Source organism: Emergencia sp. JLR.KK010 (assembly GCF_037018265.1).
Lineage (GTDB): Bacteria > Bacillota > Clostridia > Peptostreptococcales > Anaerovoracaceae > Senimuribacter > Senimuribacter intestinalis.
The window spans coordinates 841,560-862,363 of record NZ_CP143550.1 but is presented as its reverse complement, the minus strand read 5'-3'; the positions used below and the strand labels follow the sequence as shown (position 1 = coordinate 862,363).

Genomic DNA, 20,804 nt, shown 5'->3' with positions numbered 1-20,804 from the left:
TTCTTACTGAAACGACGCGATGGTTTCTACAATAGTATCAAGGTTGTTATCTGCATTAACACCCATAGCTGTTAGTTTGTCAGTCACATCAATCGGAACATCACTTCCATCCATGGCTTCGTTGAGTCGTCCACCCATGAGCACGTGGGTATCTTCCATGCCTGTACGCTTCAGCTCTTCCATTAAGTCCTTCGCAAAGCTGTATGCCATACCGTTATAGGTACTCATGCAAAGAACCTTACTGCCGGTTTCAACCAGGGTATCTGCAATTTCTCCGATGGAAACGGATACACCCAGGTCGAAGACCTTTGCCCCCGCTTTGCGAAGATAATTTCTGATGACTTCTTTTCCGAACTCGTGCACGTCGGTGGAGCCTACGACAACAGCAACACCAGATAGAGGTCCGTCGCCCTCAAAGTTCTGTTTAGCCAGAGCCTCGTCCTGAATTTTATTGATTGTCTGCACAATGCTGGTTGGCATAACCGGAACTCTTGTGCGCATTGCCTCTTCATCTTTCCTTCCTGCACCGAAAGCGATTTCAAGCTGCTCCGGTCCGATGGCTTTCAGCACCGATACGATTTCTCCACCGTGGTTAATATCAACACCCAAATCATCCAGCGCATTCATGACCCGTTCAAAGAACTGATTTGCACCAACCACTAACTTTTCTGCATCGGCATTGACCTTTTCCCAGTTGATGTAACGTGCATAGTACGGTGCTTTTTCGATGACCATATCCATGGTCAGCTGGGCTTCGATAATTTCCTTCGGTTCCGGAATTCTGATTGCCTCTGTGAAAGGCACCGGCGCAACCGCATAGCCGGACGGATACATCAGCTGGCAAGCCACATCAGGCAGCGCATAAGCGCAAAGAGCCGCATAATTCCTCGGCAGGCAGAATCCGTAGTCGATGGTATTTCCGTTTACAAAAGTGCCCGGCGTGCCATACTTGTTAATCATGCTCAGCGCTCTGTTGAATACGATACGAAGGAATGAGTCACTGAACAGATTTCCGTAGCAGTGAGCCAGTCTGCCGCCCATCAAATCCTCTGCCACGTAGCGTTCCAGCTTTGCCCAGCCTAAAAGATTTGCCACATCGTGGAACTGTGCGCCGTAGCCGTCGTCCAGATTACAGTGCATGCAAACACCCTGGTCTTTAAACTCGCCCATAATCGCCATGGCTTTGATATAATCTTCGGTACGGTAATCTTCCATTTCAAGACCCGGATATTCGTAAGTAAAATACTGGGCAAGGTTGCCGATGGAGGTTACACCCGCATTTAAGGCGTTGGTTACATTTTCAACACCGTTGAGAGAGCCAATCATATGATCGCCAAGGTGCGGGTGCACAGGTACTACCTGTCCCAAACGGCTCCATTCCTCCGGCGTATTTAAAATCAAGCTGCCGCTTGCCTGAAACCTGTCTCTGTACTGCTCAGGCACGCCCATAATCCAGTCGCAGCAAATGCCCAGACGGTCGATTCCGGAGCCGGCTTCTTTCAGCCCGTTATATACTGCGCGAATACCGTCTTCCGTCACGTCCCATGAATTCCAGCCGATGACGGAGTGCTTCATGATTTTGCCGGCTTCCATCATTTTCTGCTTATATTCCACTTCCGATTTTACGCCGTACTCCTTCATAAACAGGGTTTCCCCAATGGTAATTTTCGACGCAATTTTCTTCGCATCGGAACGAATTGTCTTCATATCCGGCAATTCTTTTTCGTTATATCTTCTCTTGATTTCAATGTCCATTCAGCTTCTCCTCTCACTTTCTGCCAATGCTTTCTTTCATAATCGCAAGGGCCGTATCCTCATCGTATGCTCGCAAAAGTCCCGCCGCAAAGAAAATGTAATCCTCATCAACCAGCGCTTCAAGACGCTCCGGCAACAGAACTGTATTTTTTTCCTTCTCGCAAAGCTCCGCGTTTTTCAAAATCTTCTCGGCTACCACTTTCCCATTATTGACGAGAATGCCTCCAGTTCCAATAATCTTTCGGATTTCCGACAGATTCTTTCCCCGCTGCACCAGATTGCAGCCGCCGTAAAACTCTTTCGTGCAGGTGCCGGCGTGACGTCTTGCAGAAATGCCTACGGCATTTGCTGCGATTTCAAGATCAATTTTTCTTTCCGCCTCCGAATCTGCTACGTATTCCCGAACTTTGGTTCTTTTCTCTATGGCCTCTTCCACTTCTAAAACAGACATTCCGCATTTTCTCGCAAAAGTCTCTGCCCCCACTTCCTGTAAAAGACACGAAGAAGACTCTCTCATGCCCATGTCGCCCTCCACCGTTCTCTTGGCAAAAGGCTCCGGCGCGCCGACCTTCTTTGCGCCCGAGTAGCTTTCGTTTTCTGCAAAAGAATAAATATCAGTGGTTGCGCCGCCAATATCCGCCAGCATGTAAGGACCGATTCCCACTTCCCGTTCTGTGCCTCTGCAAAGAAGTTCCCCTGCCGCCAGCACCGCCGCTGGCGTCGGCACGATAGGTCCGTCAACGACTTTCTTCACCACGCCGACACCCTTCATATTGGTAATTCTGCTCATAAACAAATCTCGTATAATGGAAACCGCAGAGTCAATGTTCAACTTACCAATATCAGGTATCATATTCTCCGCAAGGAAACACTCCTTACCACGGCTTTGAAACATTTGCCGCACAGTCTTTGCCGCCTCGGAATTGCCCGCATAAATGACAGGAATGTGCAGCATGCTTTCCCTAATCAGCTTTGCATTTTCCAGCACCAAGGCACTGTTGCCGCCTTCGTAGCCGCCGCACAAAAGCAGAATTTCTGCATCCGCCGCAAGGACCGCAGCAAGGTCAGATTCCGTAAGTCTTCCGGTGCACGTCTGTACCACCTTGCCGCCTGCTCCAAAGCTAGCGTTTCTGCCGGCTTTCATACTGAGAGATTCCGTCAGACCGCAGACTGCAATCCGAAGACCTCCTGCCGCACTGCTTGTAGAAAGCTTCAGCGCATTTTTCAGGTTCTCCTTTCCCAGCACAGACTCCGCCGCACTAAGGCACTTGTTCAGTGCAATCCCTGCGTCCTCATGAACCGTAGACGGGTATTTGTCCGATAAAACCACCCGCCTTGCATTAAGATCCACACAGACTACCTTTGTATATGTGCTTCCAAAATCTAACAAAACTGCAAAGTTCAAGTTTCTCTCCTTTAGTTATCATCCATAGATTTTTCGTCATTATGGCATATAAAGCAATTAAAGCAATGTTCATGCCAATTTCTAATACCGGCTTAAAATCCCCATTTTCAGCCATTCTTTCTGATTTCAACTGCATTCTATATCAAACATTCTACCATGTTTGTGTTCTTTTTGATACACCCTGCCACTACGACAATTTTTCGTACCAAACGTGACACACTTTCCTGTCGATTTTGCCGCTCCTTCTTTTGACACTGTGCAATTTATGTTACAATAAGGCTATATTGCAGGTGTATTCACAGAAAAGGAGTTCCTATGGCTGATTCAATCCATACCATTCAGGTCATTGAAAACTTGGTATCCAAACAAAAACCCCAGAAAATCCTCGGCAAGCATGCCTATGTACAGCAGCTGTTTCAAACCCTGCATGAGCAGATTCAGCTGCCCTGCAGCTTTGCTCTTTTTTGCACTGCGGACGGTCTGATTCTAAACGTCCTACAGGAAAATTCGGCTGATTCGCAGAATTCGGGCATTCATCCGGGACTCAGGCTGCCTCTGGATTTCCTGCCTGCTGCATGTCCTGATACGATTTACTACGACACAGTTTCAGGTTACGTTCTCATCACCTTAACCGCACCAGAGGAAGAGACAGGGGTTAAAGCTTTCCTTTCAAAGATTTGCACCTATATGCAAATCTTTGATGACTATGTAAAGGAAAATCGCCAGCTTTGGGACAGCCTGGACGCTGTGAAAAAATCAATTTCCATTTACGATAAAGACGCTACCCTGCTCTACGCCAATCAGTATTTTTGCAATTATCTTCACATCGCCAATAGAGAACAGGTCATCGGACGCTCCATCGAGGATGTTATCAAAAGCGCTGGCACCAAGGTTCATTCCATCGATACCAACACCAACAGGTTAAAAATGCACGACGTTTTACGCAAGGGCGAGGAGGTCATCGACTGGGAGGTTCGCATCTTATCGTCAAAAGGCGATACACAAATCGCAGGCAACGACATGTACCCGGTTCTCGATGAAAACGGAACTGTTACGGGTATGGTGGAAATCACCCATTCCAGACAGCAGTCCCTCGACAGCGCAAAAAAACTGGTAGGTCTTTCCGCCGAATACACCTTTGAAAATATCATCGGAACAAGCACCCCCATGCGTGAAAGCATTCGCACCGCAAAGGACTACGCCAACAGTCCGCTTAGCCTTTTGATTACCGGCGAAAGCGGCGTCGGCAAGGAGCTCTTTGCCCAAGCTGTTCATAATTACAGTGACCGTAGAAAAGGACCATTTGTTGCCCTAAACTGCGCCAGCTTTCCGGAAAACCTCATCGAGAGCGAACTCTTCGGCTATGTAGGCGGCGCATTTACCGGAGCTTCTAAAAACGGACAAATCGGTAAATTTGAGTTAGCAGACGGCGGCACGCTGTTTTTAGATGAAGTCGGCGAACTTCCTTTTCACTTCCAGTCTAAGCTGCTTCGCGTGCTGGAAACATGGACCATTACCAGAATCGGCAGCACAAAACCATTTCCTGTAAATGTGCGCCTTATCGCAGCTACCAATCGCAATCTGGAAAAAATGGTCGAGGAAGGACTTTTCCGTCAGGATTTGTACTATCGACTGCAGATTCTCAACATCATCATTCCTCCCCTCCGCAGTCGACGAGAGGATATTCTACAGATTTCCGAGGAACTTCTTCGTCAGGGAAGAGCCCCAGGCAGCTTGCAGGAAAAAACCTTGACCGAAGACGCAAAACAGATTCTGCTGAGTTATGACTGGCCCGGCAATGTGCGCGAACTTAGAAATGTGCTTTCGCGTGCAGCCCTTCTTTCCAAATCCAGCTTCATCACCAGAGACGTACTGACCGCCTCCATCTTTGCAAGCGGCTCAAATGCACGACTTTCCTACGATCAAAACCTTCCGGACAGCACTCTGTCCGCCGAAGCAAGACTGGCGCAAAGGCAGCAGGAGGTCGAAGCTGCAGGCGCAAATCTTCTAAAGGAAGCCATCAGCATTGCGGGAGGAAACAAGTCCAAAGCTGCAGCCCTTTTAGATATGTCCCGCAATACTTTTTACCGTATGTTAAAAAAATACAATCTTGAATAGCACGCAAAAGGGAGATGCTTCAAAACAGAATGAAGCATCTCCCTTTTTATCTGTTGTAATATAATTTACATGACCCGAATCAACACCATATAGCAAATCGTACCTGCCAGAATCGACAGAATGGTACTGTGTTTCCATTTATGCAGGATGGCTACTAGCGCCACAGAAATCACCTCTGAGATTCCGTGGGTGCCGTCAAGAAAATCTATTCCCTTTAGACAGTAGACCACCAACATTCCCATGACTGCATAAGGCAGCACGTCTCCCAAATAGAGAATTATTTTCGGCGTTCCTTTTGAAAACAGCACAAAAGGCAGAAAGCGAAGGAGCATGGTGCCAAGGGTCATCACTGCAATAAGCCCCAGGGCATGAGATGTACTAATCATGCTGTGCCCTCCTCTCCAGTGGCTTCTTTGCAAGAAGAAGCGCTGTCGTAATCAAAATCATGGCAGGAATGAGGAAGTAATCCGCTCCAAACACAAGAAGACACACGACGGAAATTCCAAGACCCGATAGAGCCGGAATGTGTTCTCGCTTTCCCTCCCACTGTTCTACAAAGATGACCACAAACAGCGCCGTCATGGAAAAATCAATTCCCGTGCTGTCAAAAGACAAGGCATTTCCAAGAAAAGCACCCAAAAAACTGCCAAATACCCAGTAGCTTTGGTTCATCATGGAGACCAAAAAATAGTACCATTTTTCGTCAACATGCTCCGGCACCTTGGTGCTGCACACCAGCGAATAAGTCTCGTCTGTCAGCGCAAAAATCGCATATAGCTTCTTGATTCCTCCCAGCTTTTCATAGCGTTTCAGCATGGATACCCCATAAAAGAGATGTCTGGCATTTACCATCAACGTCATCAGCCCTGCTGAAATCAGTGACGCACCGCCGCTAAGAAGCCCCACGCCCACATACTGCAAGGAGCCTGCATAAATGAGGACGCTCATCAAAATTGCCCACAAAGAGCTGTATCCCTTGTCCGCAAGAAGCACCCCAAAGCCGATTCCAAGAACGATATATCCCGCCATGACCGGCAGCGACGAAATAAAGCTATATTTTACCGTCTCCCGATTCAAAGTCTGTTTCCTCCAATTTCCTGCAATTACTCAAATCCCGGCGCCCGCACTTGCCGCCTGCAAAGCACGGGTAAATGCGCCGGATAACTTTTTACATTTTATCACATTCTTTGATTTTTGCATAGCGGGCAGAGGGAATAGTCAGATAGACAAGGTGTCACAAGCTAATGCCATGCACGGTTCACTTAAGCAAAAGAGAAAAACTGCAGTGCCTAAACGAAACATTTTCTTGCTTTGCAGATTTTTTCAATATATCCTTTAAAAAAAGGAAAACGCCCACTGCATATGATGAACTCTTGAAAAAGTCCGTTGAAAAGAAAGATTTTATTGGCTCTATTCCCAATAAAATCCTTCTTTATATTCCAAAAATCTAGTGTAATACCTCGCTAAAAGCTTTTTCACTTCGCAGACAGTTTATTTTTTCCTTTTTTTGATGTAACAAAGGGTATAGTTCTGCAAAGACAATTATTGTTTCGGAAAGCTCTCCCTCCTCCAGCAAAATCCGACAGAAAAAGGTTAAAATACACCATTTCTAAAAAAGCTACAAAGTGTATACTAAAAGGTAACGAAAGGAGCAAATTTATGAAAAATCAAACCTTAGAGATTATCTTTAACCGATCATCCTGCCGGAATTTTTCAGAAAGAAAAGTCAGTCAAAATGATTTGGACGAAATGATCGCCGCAGGACTCAGCGCCCCCTCCTCCGGAAATTTCCAGGCATATTCTATCATTCATGTGACAGATGCCGAAAAAAAAGCCAGGCTGGCACAGCTTTCCTATAATCAAAAATTTATTGAAAAAGCGCCTGTTGTTCTTCTTTTCTGCATTGATTTTCGCCGAATGAAACAGCTGGCAAGCAAGTACCCTTTTCCCCTTCGCAATGCAGACTCCTTTACCGAATTATGGTTCATTCTTATGGAAATCGGCATGGTTATGCAGAATATGTGTATTGCAGCGGAATCAAAAGGAATGAAATCAATCTGCGTAGGAAATCCTATCAGTTACATGGAAGAATTATCAAAACTTTGCCAGCTGCCTTCCTATGTATGCCCTGCACTAATTTTATGTATAGGCTACCCTGCTCAAGAAAAGAAACCTATGAATAAGTATGCCGGAAGTTTGCTGGTTCATGAGAATGTATATCGTGACGTTTTGAATCAAGACCTGGAAGCTTCTTTTCAGGAACATTTCAAAAACTGGAAAAAACCATTGAGCGAAGAAAGTCTGCAGGCATTTTCTGAAAGCTGCAAAGCCTGGAGTGGAGAATCCTTTGAAAACTATGCTGTGAATCAGATTCGAAAACAAGGATATTTCAACTACTACCAATATTTTATCAGCATTTTCTACAGAGAAACTCCTGATATGATGACAAATACAGATTATCACAAATATTTTAAAAATCAGGGCTTCAACTGGCTGGAAACAGATTCCCCAAACCGCAAAATCTGACATATACACATTAAAAAGTTGCATTGTGCTAAATTTTCAGATATTTATAATGAGATTAGGAGGTGACAATTATGAATTATGATTTACGAATCAAAAATGGACAAGTTATTACAGAAGATGGTCTGCAGCGAGTAGACTTATCTATCAAAGACGGAAAAATCGCGCAGATTGGCAAAACACTCAAATCTGATACCGCTTCCTGCGAAATTGACGCGCAGGGGCAGTACGTGCTGCCGGGATTTGTCGATCCCCATGTACATCTCAACGATCCCGGTCTGACCAACAGCGAAGATTTCTATACGGGAACCTGCGCTGCTGCGGCAGGAGGAATCACCACAGTTTTAGAGCATCCCCTGACCTTTCCTCTTCCGGATAACTTGAAAGCTTTTGAAGAAAAAAAAGAAATCGGAAAGCAAAAAGCAATTGTAAATTTTGGACTCTTTGGAGCCTGCTCTGCCAGCAACGAGGACGAAATGGAAAAAATGCTTGAAAGTGGTGCTGTTGCTTTTAAAACGTTTCTGACCTATTCCCCGGAAATCCCAAAGCTAGACGACGGACAGCTCTTAGAACGCATGAAATTTCTGGCAGACTACCCTACCGTCCTTGCAATCCACTGCGAAAACAACGATATTGTAGAATACTGTACCGCACGGCTTCAGGCAGAAGGAAAAACAAAGCCGGAAGACTATCCAGACGGCAGACCGGAAATTGCTGAGCTTGAAGCAGTTTCCAGAATGTGCCTGCTGGCAAAGGCGACCGGCTGCAGCGTCAATATCGCTCACTGTACCTTAAAAGAGGCCGTAGACATCGTTTGCCAAACGAAAAAACAAGGCGCTGACCTGTCAGTAGAAACCTGTCCGCACTATTTGGTACTGAACCGTTCCATGCTTCCTGCGCTCGGTGTATTTGGTATCTGCAATCCGCCTCTTCGCCAAGAAGAGCGGGTTGAAGAGCTTTGGAATTGTATCTTTGACGACAAAATTGACTGGATTTGCAGCGACCATGCCACCTACACCATCGAAGAAAAGATGGCAGGTAAAGAGAACGCCTTTCTTGCGCCTGCCGGTGTCACAAGTCTGGAACTGTGCTATCAGCTTTTTTTCAGCGAAGGCGTTATCAAAAGAGGGCTATCTCTGGAAAAATTTGTCGCGCTAACCAGTACTAATGCCGCGAAGCGTTATCATCTATATCCGCGCAAAGGTCGAATCGCCGTAGGCGCAGATGCGGATCTTGCGATTTTGAATCCAAATCTGATGTGGACGGTCAACGATGAAAATTTGAAACAGATGATAAAGTGGAGTCCTTATCACGGTATGCAGGTGAATGGGAAAATTACCCATACTATTGTTGCCGGCACAGAGGTGTATAACGGGACTGACATTCTCGCAGAAAAAGGCAGCGGAACCTTTATCGCGCCAGAGGGAAAGGTGGACTAAATGAGGATTTTACTGGTAAACCCCAATTCTTCTGCTATCGTAACGGAAACCTTAAGAGCTGCCACAGTTCCTTTGCAGACGGAAAAACTGCAAATTGATGTTGTTCACTGCTCTAATGTGCCAAAGGCGATTGTAACTTCTCACGATGAGCTGAAAGCGGGTCTGTCTGTAACAGATTTGCTTATCAGGGAAGAACCAAACTTCGACGCTGCTATCATCGGCTGTTTTGCCGATCCTGGTCTTCGCGCCGCCAGGGAACTTATCAGAAAGCCTGTAGTCGGTCTTTACGAAAGCAGCGCCATTTTCGCCAGGTTATCTGGCCGCAGATATTCCATTATTGCCTCCGGCGATGAGTCGGATATTTCCCCCTGGATTGGAAGTGTTCGGGATTTAGGTGATACAGAAAATCTGGCTTCCATCCGTTATATCAATTCCACAGTGGAAGATTCCGTAACTGCATCCGATGAGCGAATCTATCAGATCATTGACCAATGCCGAAAGCAAGATGGTGCCGACGCTGTAATTCTAGGCTGTGCCGCTTTTGCAGGAAAAGGAAAACGATTATCGGAAGCTGCAGGAATTCCCGTCATCGACGGCATCTGCGAATCAGTTCAAATGGCAGAAATGATGGTATCTTACAGGAGGAAACAGCAATGAATAAAGAGTTAAAATGGATTGAAAATGCTATAAAAAGTCTTGCGAAGACCGCTGTAAAAGATGGATTTTACTGGAGAGCCTCTTATACGCCCGAAGACTGCAGCGGCGTAGCTCTGTTACAGAAGTGGATGGAAGATGCGGGCTTTCAGACTCGCTTTGACCAAGTAGGCAATCTATATGGACGAATTCAGGGAAAAACCGATACCGTTTTTCTGACAGGTTCCCACAGAGATACGGTTGCTGGCGGCGGTCACTATGATGGGGCTCTGGGTATCATCACAGCCATTGCCGCTGGTAGCGCACTATACCGCGCCTACGGAACACCGGAAATGACACTTGAGGTTGTTGCACTCTGTGAAGAAGAAGGCAGCAGATTTTTAAGCGGCTACGTAGGAAGCCGGGCAATTTCAGGTATGCTAAGTGACTCAGATTTGCAGGAGCAGGACGCCGATGGTATTTCCCTGCGCGATGCGCTGAGCGCTTGCGGTTATTACAACGGCGAACTCCCAATGCCCCGCAAAGATGTAAGCCAGTTTCTGGAACTGCATATTGAACAGGGCGGCGTCTTAGAAAAAACGAAGCAGCAAATCGGCATCGTAACAACAATCGTCGGACTTTTAGTAGGAGATATTATATTTCATGGGTTGCAAAATCACGCGGGTACCACGCCAATGAGTCTGCGCTGCGACCCAGTTCCTGCTGCCGCCTCATTCATCGAGATTTTGAACCATTGGGCTCTTTCCAAGGGCAGCGATTTGGTCTGCACCATTGGAAATATCACTGTCGAACCAGGAAAAAGCAATGTAATCGCGGGCAAGGTAACCTTAACCTTTGATATTCGTTCAGGCGATCAGCTTTTGCTGGATGAAGCAAAGGAAATGCTGCAATCGCTCTTAGAAAAGTTTCCTGCGTATAAGCCGGAGCTTGTCTACGCTTGTCAGGAACCACCCGCCCCGATGGATACAGAAGGAATTGACACTCTGGCAACACTCGCCGAAAAACAGAATGCTGCCTGGACGAAAATTGCCAGCGGTGCGGGACATGATTCACAGATTATCGCACCGAAGATAAAAACCAATATGATTTTTGTACCCAGCAAAGACGGAATCAGCCATTCGCCCGATGAATTTACATCCCTTAAGGATATCGCGCCGGGCTATGCACTGATGAAAGCCTATATGAAAGAGGCCGTTTGGCAGAGAAAGGAAAAATAAGATGAAGGCACAAAATAAATATGATATACTGGAAATAAAGGATATCAAGCAGAAAAGCAGCGTATTGACCGGAAAAGATATCCTTCCATGTCCTTATGATAAGAGAACCGTTACACCAAATAAGCTGATTGCGATTTGGTTCGCCATGGCAATCGAAGTAACCATTTTTATGTCAGCGGCACAGCTATACCAAATGATTCCTGCCTGGGAGGTTCTGCTTGCCTGTCTTGTAGGCCATTTACTGCTATTCATTATTTTATTCTTTACGCAGGATATCGGCATAAAATACGGGATTCCATTTGCTGTTTCGTTAAGACCGTCCTTTGGATATGCTGGCGCCATTATCATTCCTTATTTCAGAGCTGTTCCCGCCATGTTCTGGTTCGGTTTTCAGACATGGGTAGCCGCGTCTGCCATGAACGAAATCATTCATGTAGGATTTGGATATGATAACCTGACCCTGTGGATTATCATCGTAGGTCTAATACAGATTCTGCATACAACATTAGGCATCAAAGCAGTAACCAGATTGAGTCAGGTGGCCGTTCCAATGCTGATTGCCGTAGGCATTTACATTGCCTATGTCGCTTTTACCGATTTTGGTCTTTCTTTTGCAAAGATCTGGACCATGTCCGGTTCGACCGAAAAAGAATGCTCTTTCATGTTTGCGGCGCTGAGCTTTACAGGCGGCTGGACAACCATGAGTATTTCGATTATGGATATTACCCGTGACTGCACCATTTCGCCAGAGGAAGTATCTACACTCGGAAAAGTCACGCGAAAGTATCTGCCGTCACAGTTAATCGGCATCATTCCAGCAGTATTATTCTACACCTTCATTGGGATTGTCGGTGTTGTCACAACAGGCTACAGCGATCCGGCTAAAATCCTAGTGGCAATCAACGCTGGAAGAAGTGATCTGGCGCTGATCATCTGTCTGCTATTTATCCTTGTCTCGACTTGGTGTACCAATGATACTGCCAATCTGTTTCCAGCGGCGTACACCATTACCAACACCGCTCCCAAAAAGATTTCTTTCGCAATGGGTGTAGTGATTGCAGGTCTCATCGGTCTGGCAATGCGTCCGTGGTCTGCTGCGGAATCTATGACCAACGTTCTGGTCATCATAGGAAACCTTCTCGCGCCTGTTGCAGGCATCATGATCAGCGACTATTACTTTCTCAGAAAGAGAAAAATCAACGTGGAAGATTTATATGACTTGAACGGTCAATACAAATATTTCAAAAATATAAATCCGGCGGCAATCATCTCGCTTGTTGCAACAACAGTCATCTGTTGGAATTTGGGTGACGCGCAATTCTTTGCCAATCTGTTTCTCTCAGGAATTTTATATATTATTCTGATGAAGACATGGATTATCAAAAAATATCCACAAGCAGAAATAAACTAGAATCTTATGTGCAAAAACACGCTGCTGCAGTGTAATTAGGGAAATTAATAAAGAGGATTCATATGTTAAACTATCCAGGTATATGCAAACTGGGAATCGCCTCCATCAGTCAGATTCCTTTTCATATCTGTAAAAAACTGACCTTAATCTATATTGTGTCAGGACGATTACAATTTTCAACTGTAGCAGGCAAGCAGACCTTGTATGAAGGACAGCTTGAAATTCTCAACGTGAAAGAACCTGTTATGATGGAGGCAGAAAACGATTCCTGCAGAGTTCTATATTTTTGCTTTGATGATAAGCTTCTGCAGTGCACCAATATGAATTTTGAATGGGTTACCTACAACTGCAACATCTGCAATTTCTTTGGCGCTGCCGCGAGAAAAGAGCATATAGACTCACTCGCCGCACTGCTGCTATATTTTGCCTTGGATGCGCACAAAGGTATTTCATCTGCTGATGCCCATGAAAAAGCGTTGAATCTGCTGCATTATATTATGGAGCATTTCGACGATGTAGGACATATCTTTTCTGAAAACCAGCAGGAAAATATCAGCAAAGAACGATTTCAGCGCATCAGCTCCTATATGATTGCCAACGTAACAAACAAAATTTCACTTAAAGATATCGCGCAAAGCGAATATCTGAGTATCCCTTATTTGTCCAGGGAGTTTACCGCAAAGCTGGAGAAAAACTTTCACACAATCGTTAACTATTACAGAACGATTAATGCTGTCATTCAGCTTCTAGATACAGATTATACGCTGACCTATATCGCCGAAACCAGTGGTTTTTCCTCTGTAAGATACTACAATCAGGTGTTTTCCAGTTTCCTTGGCTGCCTGCCGTCAAAGTTCCGGTCTTTGTATAAAGGTAAACCACAGGAAGTGTCAAAGGAAACTCTGAATATCGAAGAGCTGCAAGAAATTGTGTCTTCCCTTGGAAAGCAAACTGCGCAAACGAATATTAAAATCTCTCTTGCCCAAGATGGTCAGCGAATCAGACGATTTACGTATCACGGATTCCACGAAGATACCAAAACCTATACCTTCACCCTCGAAGGCGCATCTGGTTTGGAAAAAGGTGTCATTTTGTACATTGATGACAGTCTGAACCAACATGTAGAAAGTATGGCGGCAGCAGCGCTTTTAAAACAGTCTCCTTATCTGCAGAAACTGATTGGCACCAGACGAGAAGTTTGGCACCTAACCGCCGCAGAATCAGAAGTAAAAGCCGTTGTCTGTGGAAAATGGACCATCGAGCTGTATGTTATCCTGTAAAAACATCAAAAAAGCCTATCACGCGCTCAAGCAGATAGGCTTTTTCTGCATCTCCAGGATTTGCAGCGCTTTTAAGAAACACAGAGCACACGATTACAGCAATCAAATCCCGTACAGTGTCTCGTATTTTTCTTTCAGATAGGAGGCATAGCAGCACGGCTCAAACGGCGTCCCGCACGCCGTTTCAAGAAGTTCCTGTGCAGAATAAAGCATGCCGTATCGGTAGATTTTTTCGGTGAGCCACTGCCGTACCTTGCTGAGGTCACCTGCTTGACAGCACGCCTTGATATCTACCTCTCTTTGCAGCGCCCTATAAATCTGGGCAGCATATGCAGTGCCAATCGCATAGCTTGGAAAATATCCAAAAGCGCCGCTGGCCCAGTGCATATCCTGCAGCACGCCATGGGCATCGTCAGGTACTTCTACTCCCAAATATTCCATATACAGGCGATTCCACTCGACCGGAATCTCACTGACAGAAATTTCATCCGCAAAAATGCGTTTTTCAATTTCATAGCGCACCATGATGTGCAGCGGATAGGTCAATTCATCTGCGTCCATACGGATACAACCTGCGTTTGCTGCGTTCATTGCGCGGTAAAAATCCGCCTCGTCCACCGCTTCAAAGGACTCCGGAAAAACTTCCCGCAAAAGATGCAGCAGCGCCTCGCAAAACGGCAGGCTGCGTCCAATGCAGTTTTCCCAAAGACGCGCCGAAGCTTCATGCATCGCAGTTGAAGCGCCGCCGCCCAGTACCGAGCGAATCAGCGCATCATCGATAGAAAGCTCATACAGTCCGTGTCCGCCTTCGTGAACGATGCTGTAGAGATTGCTCATCACATCCTCCGCTAGATACTTGGTGGTAATGCGCACGTCATTTTTGGAAAAGCGAATCGTAAATGGATGCTCCGTCTCCCCAAGGGTGCAGCGAGTCTTGTCAATCCCCATCAGATCCATGGCTTTTTCAGATAGCTCCCTTTGCTTTTCTATGGAAAACAATCCTTTTAGAAAGGATAGGTCCGGCTGCTCCTTCTGTCCGATTTTCTTAAACAAAGGCACCAGTTCTTCGCGCAGCGCATCAAAAAACGGCTCTAGCTGCGCCTTTGTCATACCGCGCTCATGCTCATCTAGAAGAACCTCATACACATCTTTGCCCGGCGCCACACAGGCTGCATAGCGTTTTTTCATGGCAATGACCTGTTCCAAATGGGGCGCAAAGATCGAAAAATCATTTGCTGTCTTTGCCTGTTCCCAAGCATGCGTCGCCAGATTTTCTGCTTCTTCCATGGCAACAAGTTCTTTTTCCGAAATCTTTTCCATCTTTTCCTGCTCCAAATGCAGTTCCTCCACCTCGCGGCGCGTTTGTAAATCCAGTTCTTCTCTAGCTTCGTACAAATCGTTTAACAGCGATTTCGTAGAAGATGCAGTCTGCAGACTATGCAGCTGCCCGCTGATGACGCCCATGGTTTCCCCCATGAGTTCTACCGCACCGGGCGGCATCGCCACAGAAGCGTCATAAGCCAAAAGATTTGACATATGATAGAATGCTCTGCGCTTTTTCTGGTATTCTTTTAACGCCGCTATCTGTTCCTTCCGCTTCATAAGCGTACTCCTTTTCACTCTTTACATCTTACAATAACTTCGATTTCTACCGGTAAAGACATCGGCAGCGCATTGATACCGATTGCCGCGCGGGCATGCTTTCCGTGTTCGCCAAATACATCCACAAACAGGTCGGACGCACCGTCCAAAACCGACGGCTGTCCCGTAAAGTCTTCGGTACAGTTGATGTAGCCTGTCATCTTCAGAATCTGATCGACCTGATCCAAGTCCCCCAGTTCCTGCTTCAGCATCGTTAAAACATTTATCGCGGAAAGGCGTGCCGCCTGATATCCGTCCTCTATACTGATATCTCTTCCCAGCTTTCCCTTGTAAATCGCTTCTCTACCCACACTTGGACCCGTGCCGGAAAGATACAGGATATTTCCATTTCGGGTCACAGGCACATAATTTGCAATTGCGGTATATGACTCCGGCAATTGAATGCCGAGTGCTTCCATTCTTTTTTCAATCTGCATGATTTTATTACTTCTTTTCCTTTCTCAAAACTTGACCAAAGGCCACGCCAAGATGCTTCTTTTTCTCAATGGTCACGGCGCCATTTACAACAACATAGTCCAGTCCATCCGGATATTTACGTTCATTTTCGTCCAGCTCATAGCTTTGGAGTCTCATGCGATCCATGACTAAAATATCGGCAAAATTTCCTTCCTTCAGTTCTCCACGTTTTGGAATCTGAAATCTTTCTGCGACAAATCCGGTCATCTGCCTGATGGTGTCCTCAAATCGAGGTCTTTTGCTGTGCACAACGCAGCTTATCATCCCGTTATAATAAAACGGTGCCGGATATTCTGGAAGTTCCGGCGACAAGCTGTAGCTGGTATCCTTGTCCGTACTGCTACCGTCAATACAAGGCATGGCAAATCTGTGATTAATCAAGATATCATAGGCTTTTCTGCAAGGCTGAAAACTCATTCCACACCGGATATTTGGATCCTTTGTCAGAAGCTTCATGGCATATTCCAGCGGATTTTCGCGTGCCTCCTTTGCCAGCACGCTGATCAGTTTTCCTTCCAGCTTCTTGTTTTTCGCTTTTGCAATATAAAACCTGCCAAAGATACCGTCAGACTGTCTGGTATCGATAGACGGCAGCATGCCCGATTCAACCACGGCACGCACCATGTCCCGAAAATCAGGTACAGCAAGGCATTCTGCCAATCTTTTCCGTGTTCCCAGCATCCGCACAAAAGGCGCAAACACCGAGGCAAGATATGGACAAAGCACGAAACTGGCATCCGCAATTGGAATTACATCGTAGGAAAAGTCCAGTCCCTGGGCTTCGTTTTCCTCAAAGTATTTGATGATATTCTGCGCTTCCTCTACCGCGCCTTTTCGATCCTCGGCCATCAGCTGCACATGGGAAATATTCGCTCTTACTGCAGCAGCGTTTGCCTGCCTAAAAAACTCTCTGTAGCCTGTCATATTATCAAAGGTGCCATCCAAAAAGTTAGCTGTATGTGAAGAGAAAATTCCATCGTATTCTTTGACAATTTTCAAAAGCCGGATGATTTCCGCATCGTCTCCATAAACAGAAGGCTCATAGGCAGGGTCTCTGCCTGTGGAAAAGCCGAACGCGCCTTGTTCCATCGCGTCTCTAAGCAGCCGCTCCATCTCCTGCAATTCTTTTTCTGTAGCCTCGCGCCTGCAGTCTGCCCCCATTACCGTGTTTCTGATTGCGCTGTGTCCCACAAGAGGCGCGATGTTGCAGTCGATTGGAAGAGACTCGCATTTTCTGTTGAATTCCTCAAAGGTATGCCAGTCCAGGTCAACATCAAAATATTTCTTTAATAAGGGCTTTATCTTTTTCTGATTTATAAAGATTGGTGGCATACTTCCAAAGAATTCAGGCTCCAGCTCTTCAGTCGCCCTTCTATCCGCATCCACCGCGCACCGATAAATTTCATTTCCCATTGGCGCCATTCCATGACCGCAGTTTCCGGAAACCACAGTCGTTACCCCCTGCATCAGATAAGTTTCCATGGAGGGATGAAACAGCAACGTCATATCCACATGAGAATGCGGCTCAATAAAGCCAGGCGTTACAGTTTTTCCTGCTGCATCGATGACAGCATGCGCCTGCACATCCTGCAAATCTCCAATTTTTTCGATTTTCTGATCTCTGATGCCGATATCGCCCCGATAAGCACTGCGCCCAGTACCGTCAACAATCGTTCCATTTTTGATAACTAAATCATACATAGATGATACGACCTTCCCTTTTCAAATTTCTTGCGTCTGCATCTGCGTTTTATGATTTAGCATTCGCACTTCGCTCTTTGCTTTTCGCCGGTGATGCAGCGCTGAATCTATTAATATATTAAAATTATATTTCTATTATATCAGCATTCCCGCAAAAAGTAAACCGTTTGCTGCCGCATTTCTTACGGCAGACGCATAAAAACAAACGTCTATTGTAAAAAGACCGCAGTCAGAAGAATCTGCACCGATGTACAGTATGGATTGCCACAAAATTATAAATGAATCCATTTTGTGCCTTTACGGTGAAAATTTTGTCCAACCTATATTGACAGAAGAATGCTTGAATGATATTATTAATATATTAAAGATATATTTTGTTGTGAATTTTATTGCACATAAGGAGGTTCACCATGAGCGAAAAAATAAAGGTCAGCGACGCTGTCCAGAAAACATACGAAACCGTCAAATCCAATCCAAAGGTAAAACAGGCTTTTGACTTTTTAGTACCGGATCAGGAAAAGCGGTTGGAAGAGCAGATTGCGATTGCCAAGATTCCTGCTTTTTCTTATCACGAGGAAGAGCGCGCTAACGCGATGAAGGACTATTTCCGCCAGTACGGACTGACCGATATCACAACAGACCGCTTCGGCAACGTCTACGGCGTGCGCAGAGGAACCGGCAACGGACCCAAGGTTCTAATCGACGCCCATACCGATACGGTTTTTCCTCTCTATACCAAGCTAGAGCCAAAATTTGAAGGCAACAAAGTATACATGCCTGGTATCACGGACGACGCCAGCGGTCTTGCCGCCATGCTCAGCGTATTGCGGGCTTTGAATCACGAAGGCATCGAAACCACCGGTGACCTATACTTTGCCGGCATCGTAGAAGAAGAACCCGGCATCTTCGGCATGCACAAATTCATCGCCGAAAACACCTTTGACGCGGTAATTTCTCTTGACTGCGCAGGCTCCCACTGGTTTGCCTACGGCGCCAGCAGCGAATGTGATTTTGAAATCCGCTTCAGAAGCATGGAAGAACGCTTCAGCTTGAGGAAATACTCTCCTTGTCTGACCGCAGCGGCAAGAGCAGCCGTTAAATTCTCCGAGTACAAGCAGGAGGAAAGAACCTTCCTACTGGTAGACAACATCACCTCCGACCCGCATAAAGGCCAGGGCTGCACCACCAGCCTGACAAAATTGAACATCCAGGTTCGCGCCTGCACCCACGAAGGGATGGCGCAGGCTTCTTCAGCAATCAGACAAATCGCTGAAGAAGCCTGCGCCGAAGAAAACGCGCGTTTTGAAGAGCCTCCTGTAACCTTTGAAATCATCAAAAATGAAGCGCTTTCCCCTGCGCCACAGAACCCGGATAATCCAATCTGCGGCGCTGCCTACAAGGTCATCTCCGAAATCAGCGGACAGACGCCTCTAGTCACGGAAACCGGAAACTCCAACTCCGGCGCCGCGATTCGCGCCGGCATTCAGGCAGTCACACTGGGCACCGGCGGCATGCACGGCGGTATCCACTCTCTGGACGAATTTTTCGATACCACCGACATGCACAAGGGGCCGCAGTCCATCATGCTGATTGCGCTCATGATGACAGGCATCAAAGATGTTTGCGAACCGCTTGCATAACTCTCATAGCAGCAAGCAGCATTTTTCTCTCTGAGGGCGTTAAGCCCTCTTTTTTTCTCGTATCATAAAATAAATCAGGGCTGCAGACAATTAACGGTTATTTCCGCTAATGTCTGCAGCCCTTTCTGTAAACCAAACAATCAAAGGATGGTATTGATGAAGCTTTTTTATTTAATTCCTTTCAGAAATGCTCTGTAACCGCGATAGGTTTCGTACACATCCACCTTGGATACAATTTCGTAAGGCGCATGCATGGACAGCACGGCGATTCCTGCGTCGATTACGTTCATGCAGTACTTGGCGCACATTTCGGCAATGGTACCGCCGCCGCCCTGATCCACCTTGCCGATTTCAGCAAACTGGAAGGATACCTTGTTTTCATTCATTACAGCCCGCAGCTTGGCAATAAACTCCGGGTTCGCATCCGACGAAAATCCCTTGCCGCCGGATCCTGTATATTTGTTGAAGCACATTCCCTTTCCGAGGAAGGCCGCATTCTTTTTCTCATATACACCTGCGTGGAGCGGATCGAAGCCCGCCGACACATCGCTGGAAAGCATGAAACTGTTCCCCAGTGTGCGTTTTAGCATCAGGTCACTATGCGCGCCAGTTCTCGCCAGCACTTCCGCCACAGTATTTTCAAAGAAACGGCTGTCCATGCCGGTCGCGCCGACGCTGCCGATTTCTTCCTTATCCGTAAGGATGCAGCAAATCGTCCTCTTTGGAACGCCTTCAAAATCCATCACCGCCCGCATAGACGGATATGCGCAAACACGGTCGTCGTGTCCATATCCGAGAATCATGCTGCGATCAAACCCCATATCGCGTGCCTTTCCTGCCGGCACGATTTCAAGTTCAGCAGAGAGGAAATCCTCTTCCTCGATTCCGTAGGCTTCTTTTAACAACGCCAAAATATTCGCCTTGACCGCATCCTTTTCTTCCCCTTTCAACGGCTGGCTTCCGACGATTAAATCCAGATTCTCGCCTTCTACAATCTTGGTAGCAGTTAGGCTCATCTGGTCCTTTGCAAGATGCGGAAGCAAATCGGAAATGGAAAATACCGGATCCTTTTCATCCTCGCCGATGTGCAGTTCTATGGTTTCCCCATTCATTTTGACGATTACGCCGTGGAGCGCAAGGGGAATGGTTACCCACTGATATTTCTTGATTCCGCCGTAATAGTGGGTGTCCAGATACGCAATGTCACTGTCCTCATACAGCGGATTAGACTTCACGTCAATGCGCGGGGAATCGATGTGGGCGCCCAGAATGTTCATGCCGTATTCCAAAGGCTCGCTGCCAATTACAAACATCATAAAAGATTTTCCCATGTGATTGACATACACCTTGTCTCCGGCTTTGAGCGCATCACACTGAAAAAGATTGCGAAATCCTACCGCTTCACATGCCAAAACCGCCTGTGATACGCATTCTCTCTCCGTCTTTCCAGCAGACAAAAATTCCATATAGTCCTGCGCAAAGGTCTCAACGCCCTTGCGGTCTTCTTCACTAAAATTTTCCCAAATGTTTTTCCGTTCCATTT

The 20,804-nt window shown here is 46.4% G+C and carries 16 protein-coding genes; 8 read left to right on the top strand and 8 right to left on the bottom strand.

The genetic code is table 11. The features are described from left to right. Window positions 1-3 precede the first annotated feature (3 nt). Window positions 4-1,755: a cobalamin-dependent protein gene (locus tag V1225_RS04090; RefSeq protein ID WP_251613230.1), complete on the bottom strand. Its 1,752-nt coding sequence runs from the start codon at window positions 1,753-1,755 to the stop codon at window positions 4-6. A gap of 13 nt (window positions 1,756-1,768) precedes the next feature. Next, complete coding sequence (locus tag V1225_RS04085) at window positions 1,769-3,160, bottom strand: glutamate mutase L (protein ID WP_338547625.1); 1,392 nt, start codon at window positions 3,158-3,160, stop codon at window positions 1,769-1,771. A 315-nt stretch (window positions 3,161-3,475) separates the two neighbouring features. Here V1225_RS04085 and V1225_RS04080 point away from each other — a divergent pair, with 315 nt between their 5' ends. After that, window positions 3,476-5,278 carry a sigma 54-interacting transcriptional regulator gene (locus tag V1225_RS04080; RefSeq protein ID WP_338547624.1) on the top strand — a complete coding sequence of 601 codons (1,803 nt, stop codon included), beginning with the start codon at window positions 3,476-3,478 and terminating at the stop codon, window positions 5,276-5,278. A gap of 65 nt (window positions 5,279-5,343) precedes the next feature. Here V1225_RS04080 and V1225_RS04075 read toward each other — a convergent pair whose 3' ends face one another. Both V1225_RS04075 and V1225_RS04070 read right to left on the bottom strand, forming a co-directional pair. Next, a complete protein-coding gene (locus V1225_RS04075) occupies window positions 5,344-5,664 on the bottom strand; it encodes an AzlD domain-containing protein (protein WP_338547623.1) in 321 nt (106 codons plus the stop codon). Further along, complete coding sequence (locus V1225_RS04070) at window positions 5,657-6,355, bottom strand: AzlC family ABC transporter permease (RefSeq protein WP_251613218.1); 699 nt, start codon at window positions 6,353-6,355, stop codon at window positions 5,657-5,659. The genes V1225_RS04075 and V1225_RS04070 overlap by 8 nt, the downstream gene beginning before the upstream one ends. Before the next feature lie 582 nt (window positions 6,356-6,937). On the opposite strand from V1225_RS04070, the gene V1225_RS04065 reads away from it, so the two are divergent. From V1225_RS04065 to V1225_RS04040, 6 genes are all read left to right on the top strand, one after another. After that, entirely contained in the window at window positions 6,938-7,804 is an 867-nt protein-coding gene (locus V1225_RS04065; protein ID WP_251613215.1) for a nitroreductase family protein, read from the top strand. A gap of 71 nt (window positions 7,805-7,875) precedes the next feature. Next, window positions 7,876-9,240: an allantoinase AllB gene (allB, locus tag V1225_RS04060; RefSeq protein ID WP_338547622.1), complete on the top strand. Its 1,365-nt coding sequence runs from the start codon at window positions 7,876-7,878 to the stop codon at window positions 9,238-9,240. Then, the gene (locus V1225_RS04055) at window positions 9,241-9,897 is read left to right on the top strand and encodes an aspartate/glutamate racemase family protein (RefSeq protein ID WP_338547621.1); all 657 of its coding nucleotides are present in this window, start codon (window positions 9,241-9,243) and stop codon (window positions 9,895-9,897) included. It abuts the gene before it with no gap. Continuing rightward, window positions 9,894-11,111 (top strand): M20 family metallo-hydrolase, encoded by a 1,218-nt coding sequence (locus V1225_RS04050; protein ID WP_338547620.1) that lies wholly within the window; start codon window positions 9,894-9,896, stop codon window positions 11,109-11,111. The genes V1225_RS04055 and V1225_RS04050 overlap by 4 nt, the downstream gene beginning before the upstream one ends. A 1-nt stretch (window position 11,112) precedes the next feature. Next, window positions 11,113-12,522, top strand: a complete 1,410-nt coding sequence (locus V1225_RS04045) for a cytosine permease (RefSeq protein WP_338547619.1) — start codon at window positions 11,113-11,115, stop codon at window positions 12,520-12,522. Between the two features lie 62 nt (window positions 12,523-12,584). After that, window positions 12,585-13,802: an AraC family transcriptional regulator gene (locus tag V1225_RS04040; RefSeq protein WP_338547618.1), complete on the top strand. Its 1,218-nt coding sequence runs from the start codon at window positions 12,585-12,587 to the stop codon at window positions 13,800-13,802. 102 nt (window positions 13,803-13,904) lie between these two features. On the opposite strand, the gene V1225_RS04035 is transcribed toward V1225_RS04040, so the two are convergent. From V1225_RS04035 to V1225_RS04025, 3 genes are read right to left on the bottom strand one after another with little or no spacing between them, the layout of a single operon-like run. After that, on the bottom strand, window positions 13,905-15,404 hold the full coding sequence (locus tag V1225_RS04035) for a carboxypeptidase M32 (protein WP_251631308.1): 1,500 nt from the start codon (window positions 15,402-15,404) through the stop codon (window positions 13,905-13,907). A gap of 14 nt (window positions 15,405-15,418) precedes the next feature. Further along, entirely contained in the window at window positions 15,419-15,880 is a 462-nt protein-coding gene (locus V1225_RS04030; protein ID WP_251631306.1) for a RidA family protein, read from the bottom strand. Between the two features lie 7 nt (window positions 15,881-15,887). Beyond that, window positions 15,888-17,621: an amidohydrolase family protein gene (locus tag V1225_RS04025; protein ID WP_338547617.1), complete on the bottom strand. Its 1,734-nt coding sequence runs from the start codon at window positions 17,619-17,621 to the stop codon at window positions 15,888-15,890. Between the two features lie 410 nt (window positions 17,622-18,031). On the opposite strand from V1225_RS04025, the gene V1225_RS04020 reads away from it, so the two are divergent. Continuing rightward, window positions 18,032-19,261, top strand: coding sequence for a M20/M25/M40 family metallo-hydrolase (locus tag V1225_RS04020; protein ID WP_338547616.1), 1,230 nt, complete (start codon window positions 18,032-18,034; stop codon window positions 19,259-19,261). A 167-nt stretch (window positions 19,262-19,428) separates the two neighbouring features. Here the strand turns inward: V1225_RS04020 and V1225_RS04015 are convergent, their stop codons facing one another. Further along, window positions 19,429-20,802, bottom strand: coding sequence for an aminopeptidase (locus V1225_RS04015; RefSeq protein WP_161908329.1), 1,374 nt, complete (start codon window positions 20,800-20,802; stop codon window positions 19,429-19,431). Window positions 20,803-20,804 lie beyond the last annotated feature (2 nt).

Bases quoted from the DNA above. Each gene is read 5' to 3' on its own strand.
- V1225_RS04090 (WP_251613230.1), bottom strand. From the start codon at position 1,755: ATGGACATTGAAATCAAGAGAAGATATAACGAAAAAGAATTGCCGGAT.
- V1225_RS04080 (WP_338547624.1), top strand. From the start codon at position 3,476: ATGGCTGATTCAATCCATACCATTCAGGTCATTGAAAACTTGGTATCC.
- V1225_RS04075 (WP_338547623.1), bottom strand. From the start codon at position 5,664: ATGATTAGTACATCTCATGCCCTGGGGCTTATTGCAGTGATGACCCTT.
- V1225_RS04065 (WP_251613215.1), top strand. From the start codon at position 6,938: ATGAAAAATCAAACCTTAGAGATTATCTTTAACCGATCATCCTGCCGG.
- allB (WP_338547622.1), top strand. From the start codon at position 7,876: ATGAATTATGATTTACGAATCAAAAATGGACAAGTTATTACAGAAGAT.
- V1225_RS04055 (WP_338547621.1), top strand. From the start codon at position 9,241: ATGAGGATTTTACTGGTAAACCCCAATTCTTCTGCTATCGTAACGGAA.
- V1225_RS04050 (WP_338547620.1), top strand. From the start codon at position 9,894: ATGAATAAAGAGTTAAAATGGATTGAAAATGCTATAAAAAGTCTTGCG.
- V1225_RS04045 (WP_338547619.1), top strand. From the start codon at position 11,113: ATGAAGGCACAAAATAAATATGATATACTGGAAATAAAGGATATCAAG.
- V1225_RS04040 (WP_338547618.1), top strand. From the start codon at position 12,585: ATGTTAAACTATCCAGGTATATGCAAACTGGGAATCGCCTCCATCAGT.
- V1225_RS04035 (WP_251631308.1), bottom strand. From the start codon at position 15,404: ATGAAGCGGAAGGAACAGATAGCGGCGTTAAAAGAATACCAGAAAAAG.
- V1225_RS04030 (WP_251631306.1), bottom strand. From the start codon at position 15,880: ATGCAGATTGAAAAAAGAATGGAAGCACTCGGCATTCAATTGCCGGAG.
- V1225_RS04025 (WP_338547617.1), bottom strand. From the start codon at position 17,621: ATGTATGATTTAGTTATCAAAAATGGAACGATTGTTGACGGTACTGGG.
- V1225_RS04020 (WP_338547616.1), top strand. From the start codon at position 18,032: ATGAGCGAAAAAATAAAGGTCAGCGACGCTGTCCAGAAAACATACGAA.
- V1225_RS04015 (WP_161908329.1), bottom strand. From the start codon at position 20,802: ATGGAACGGAAAAACATTTGGGAAAATTTTAGTGAAGAAGACCGCAAG.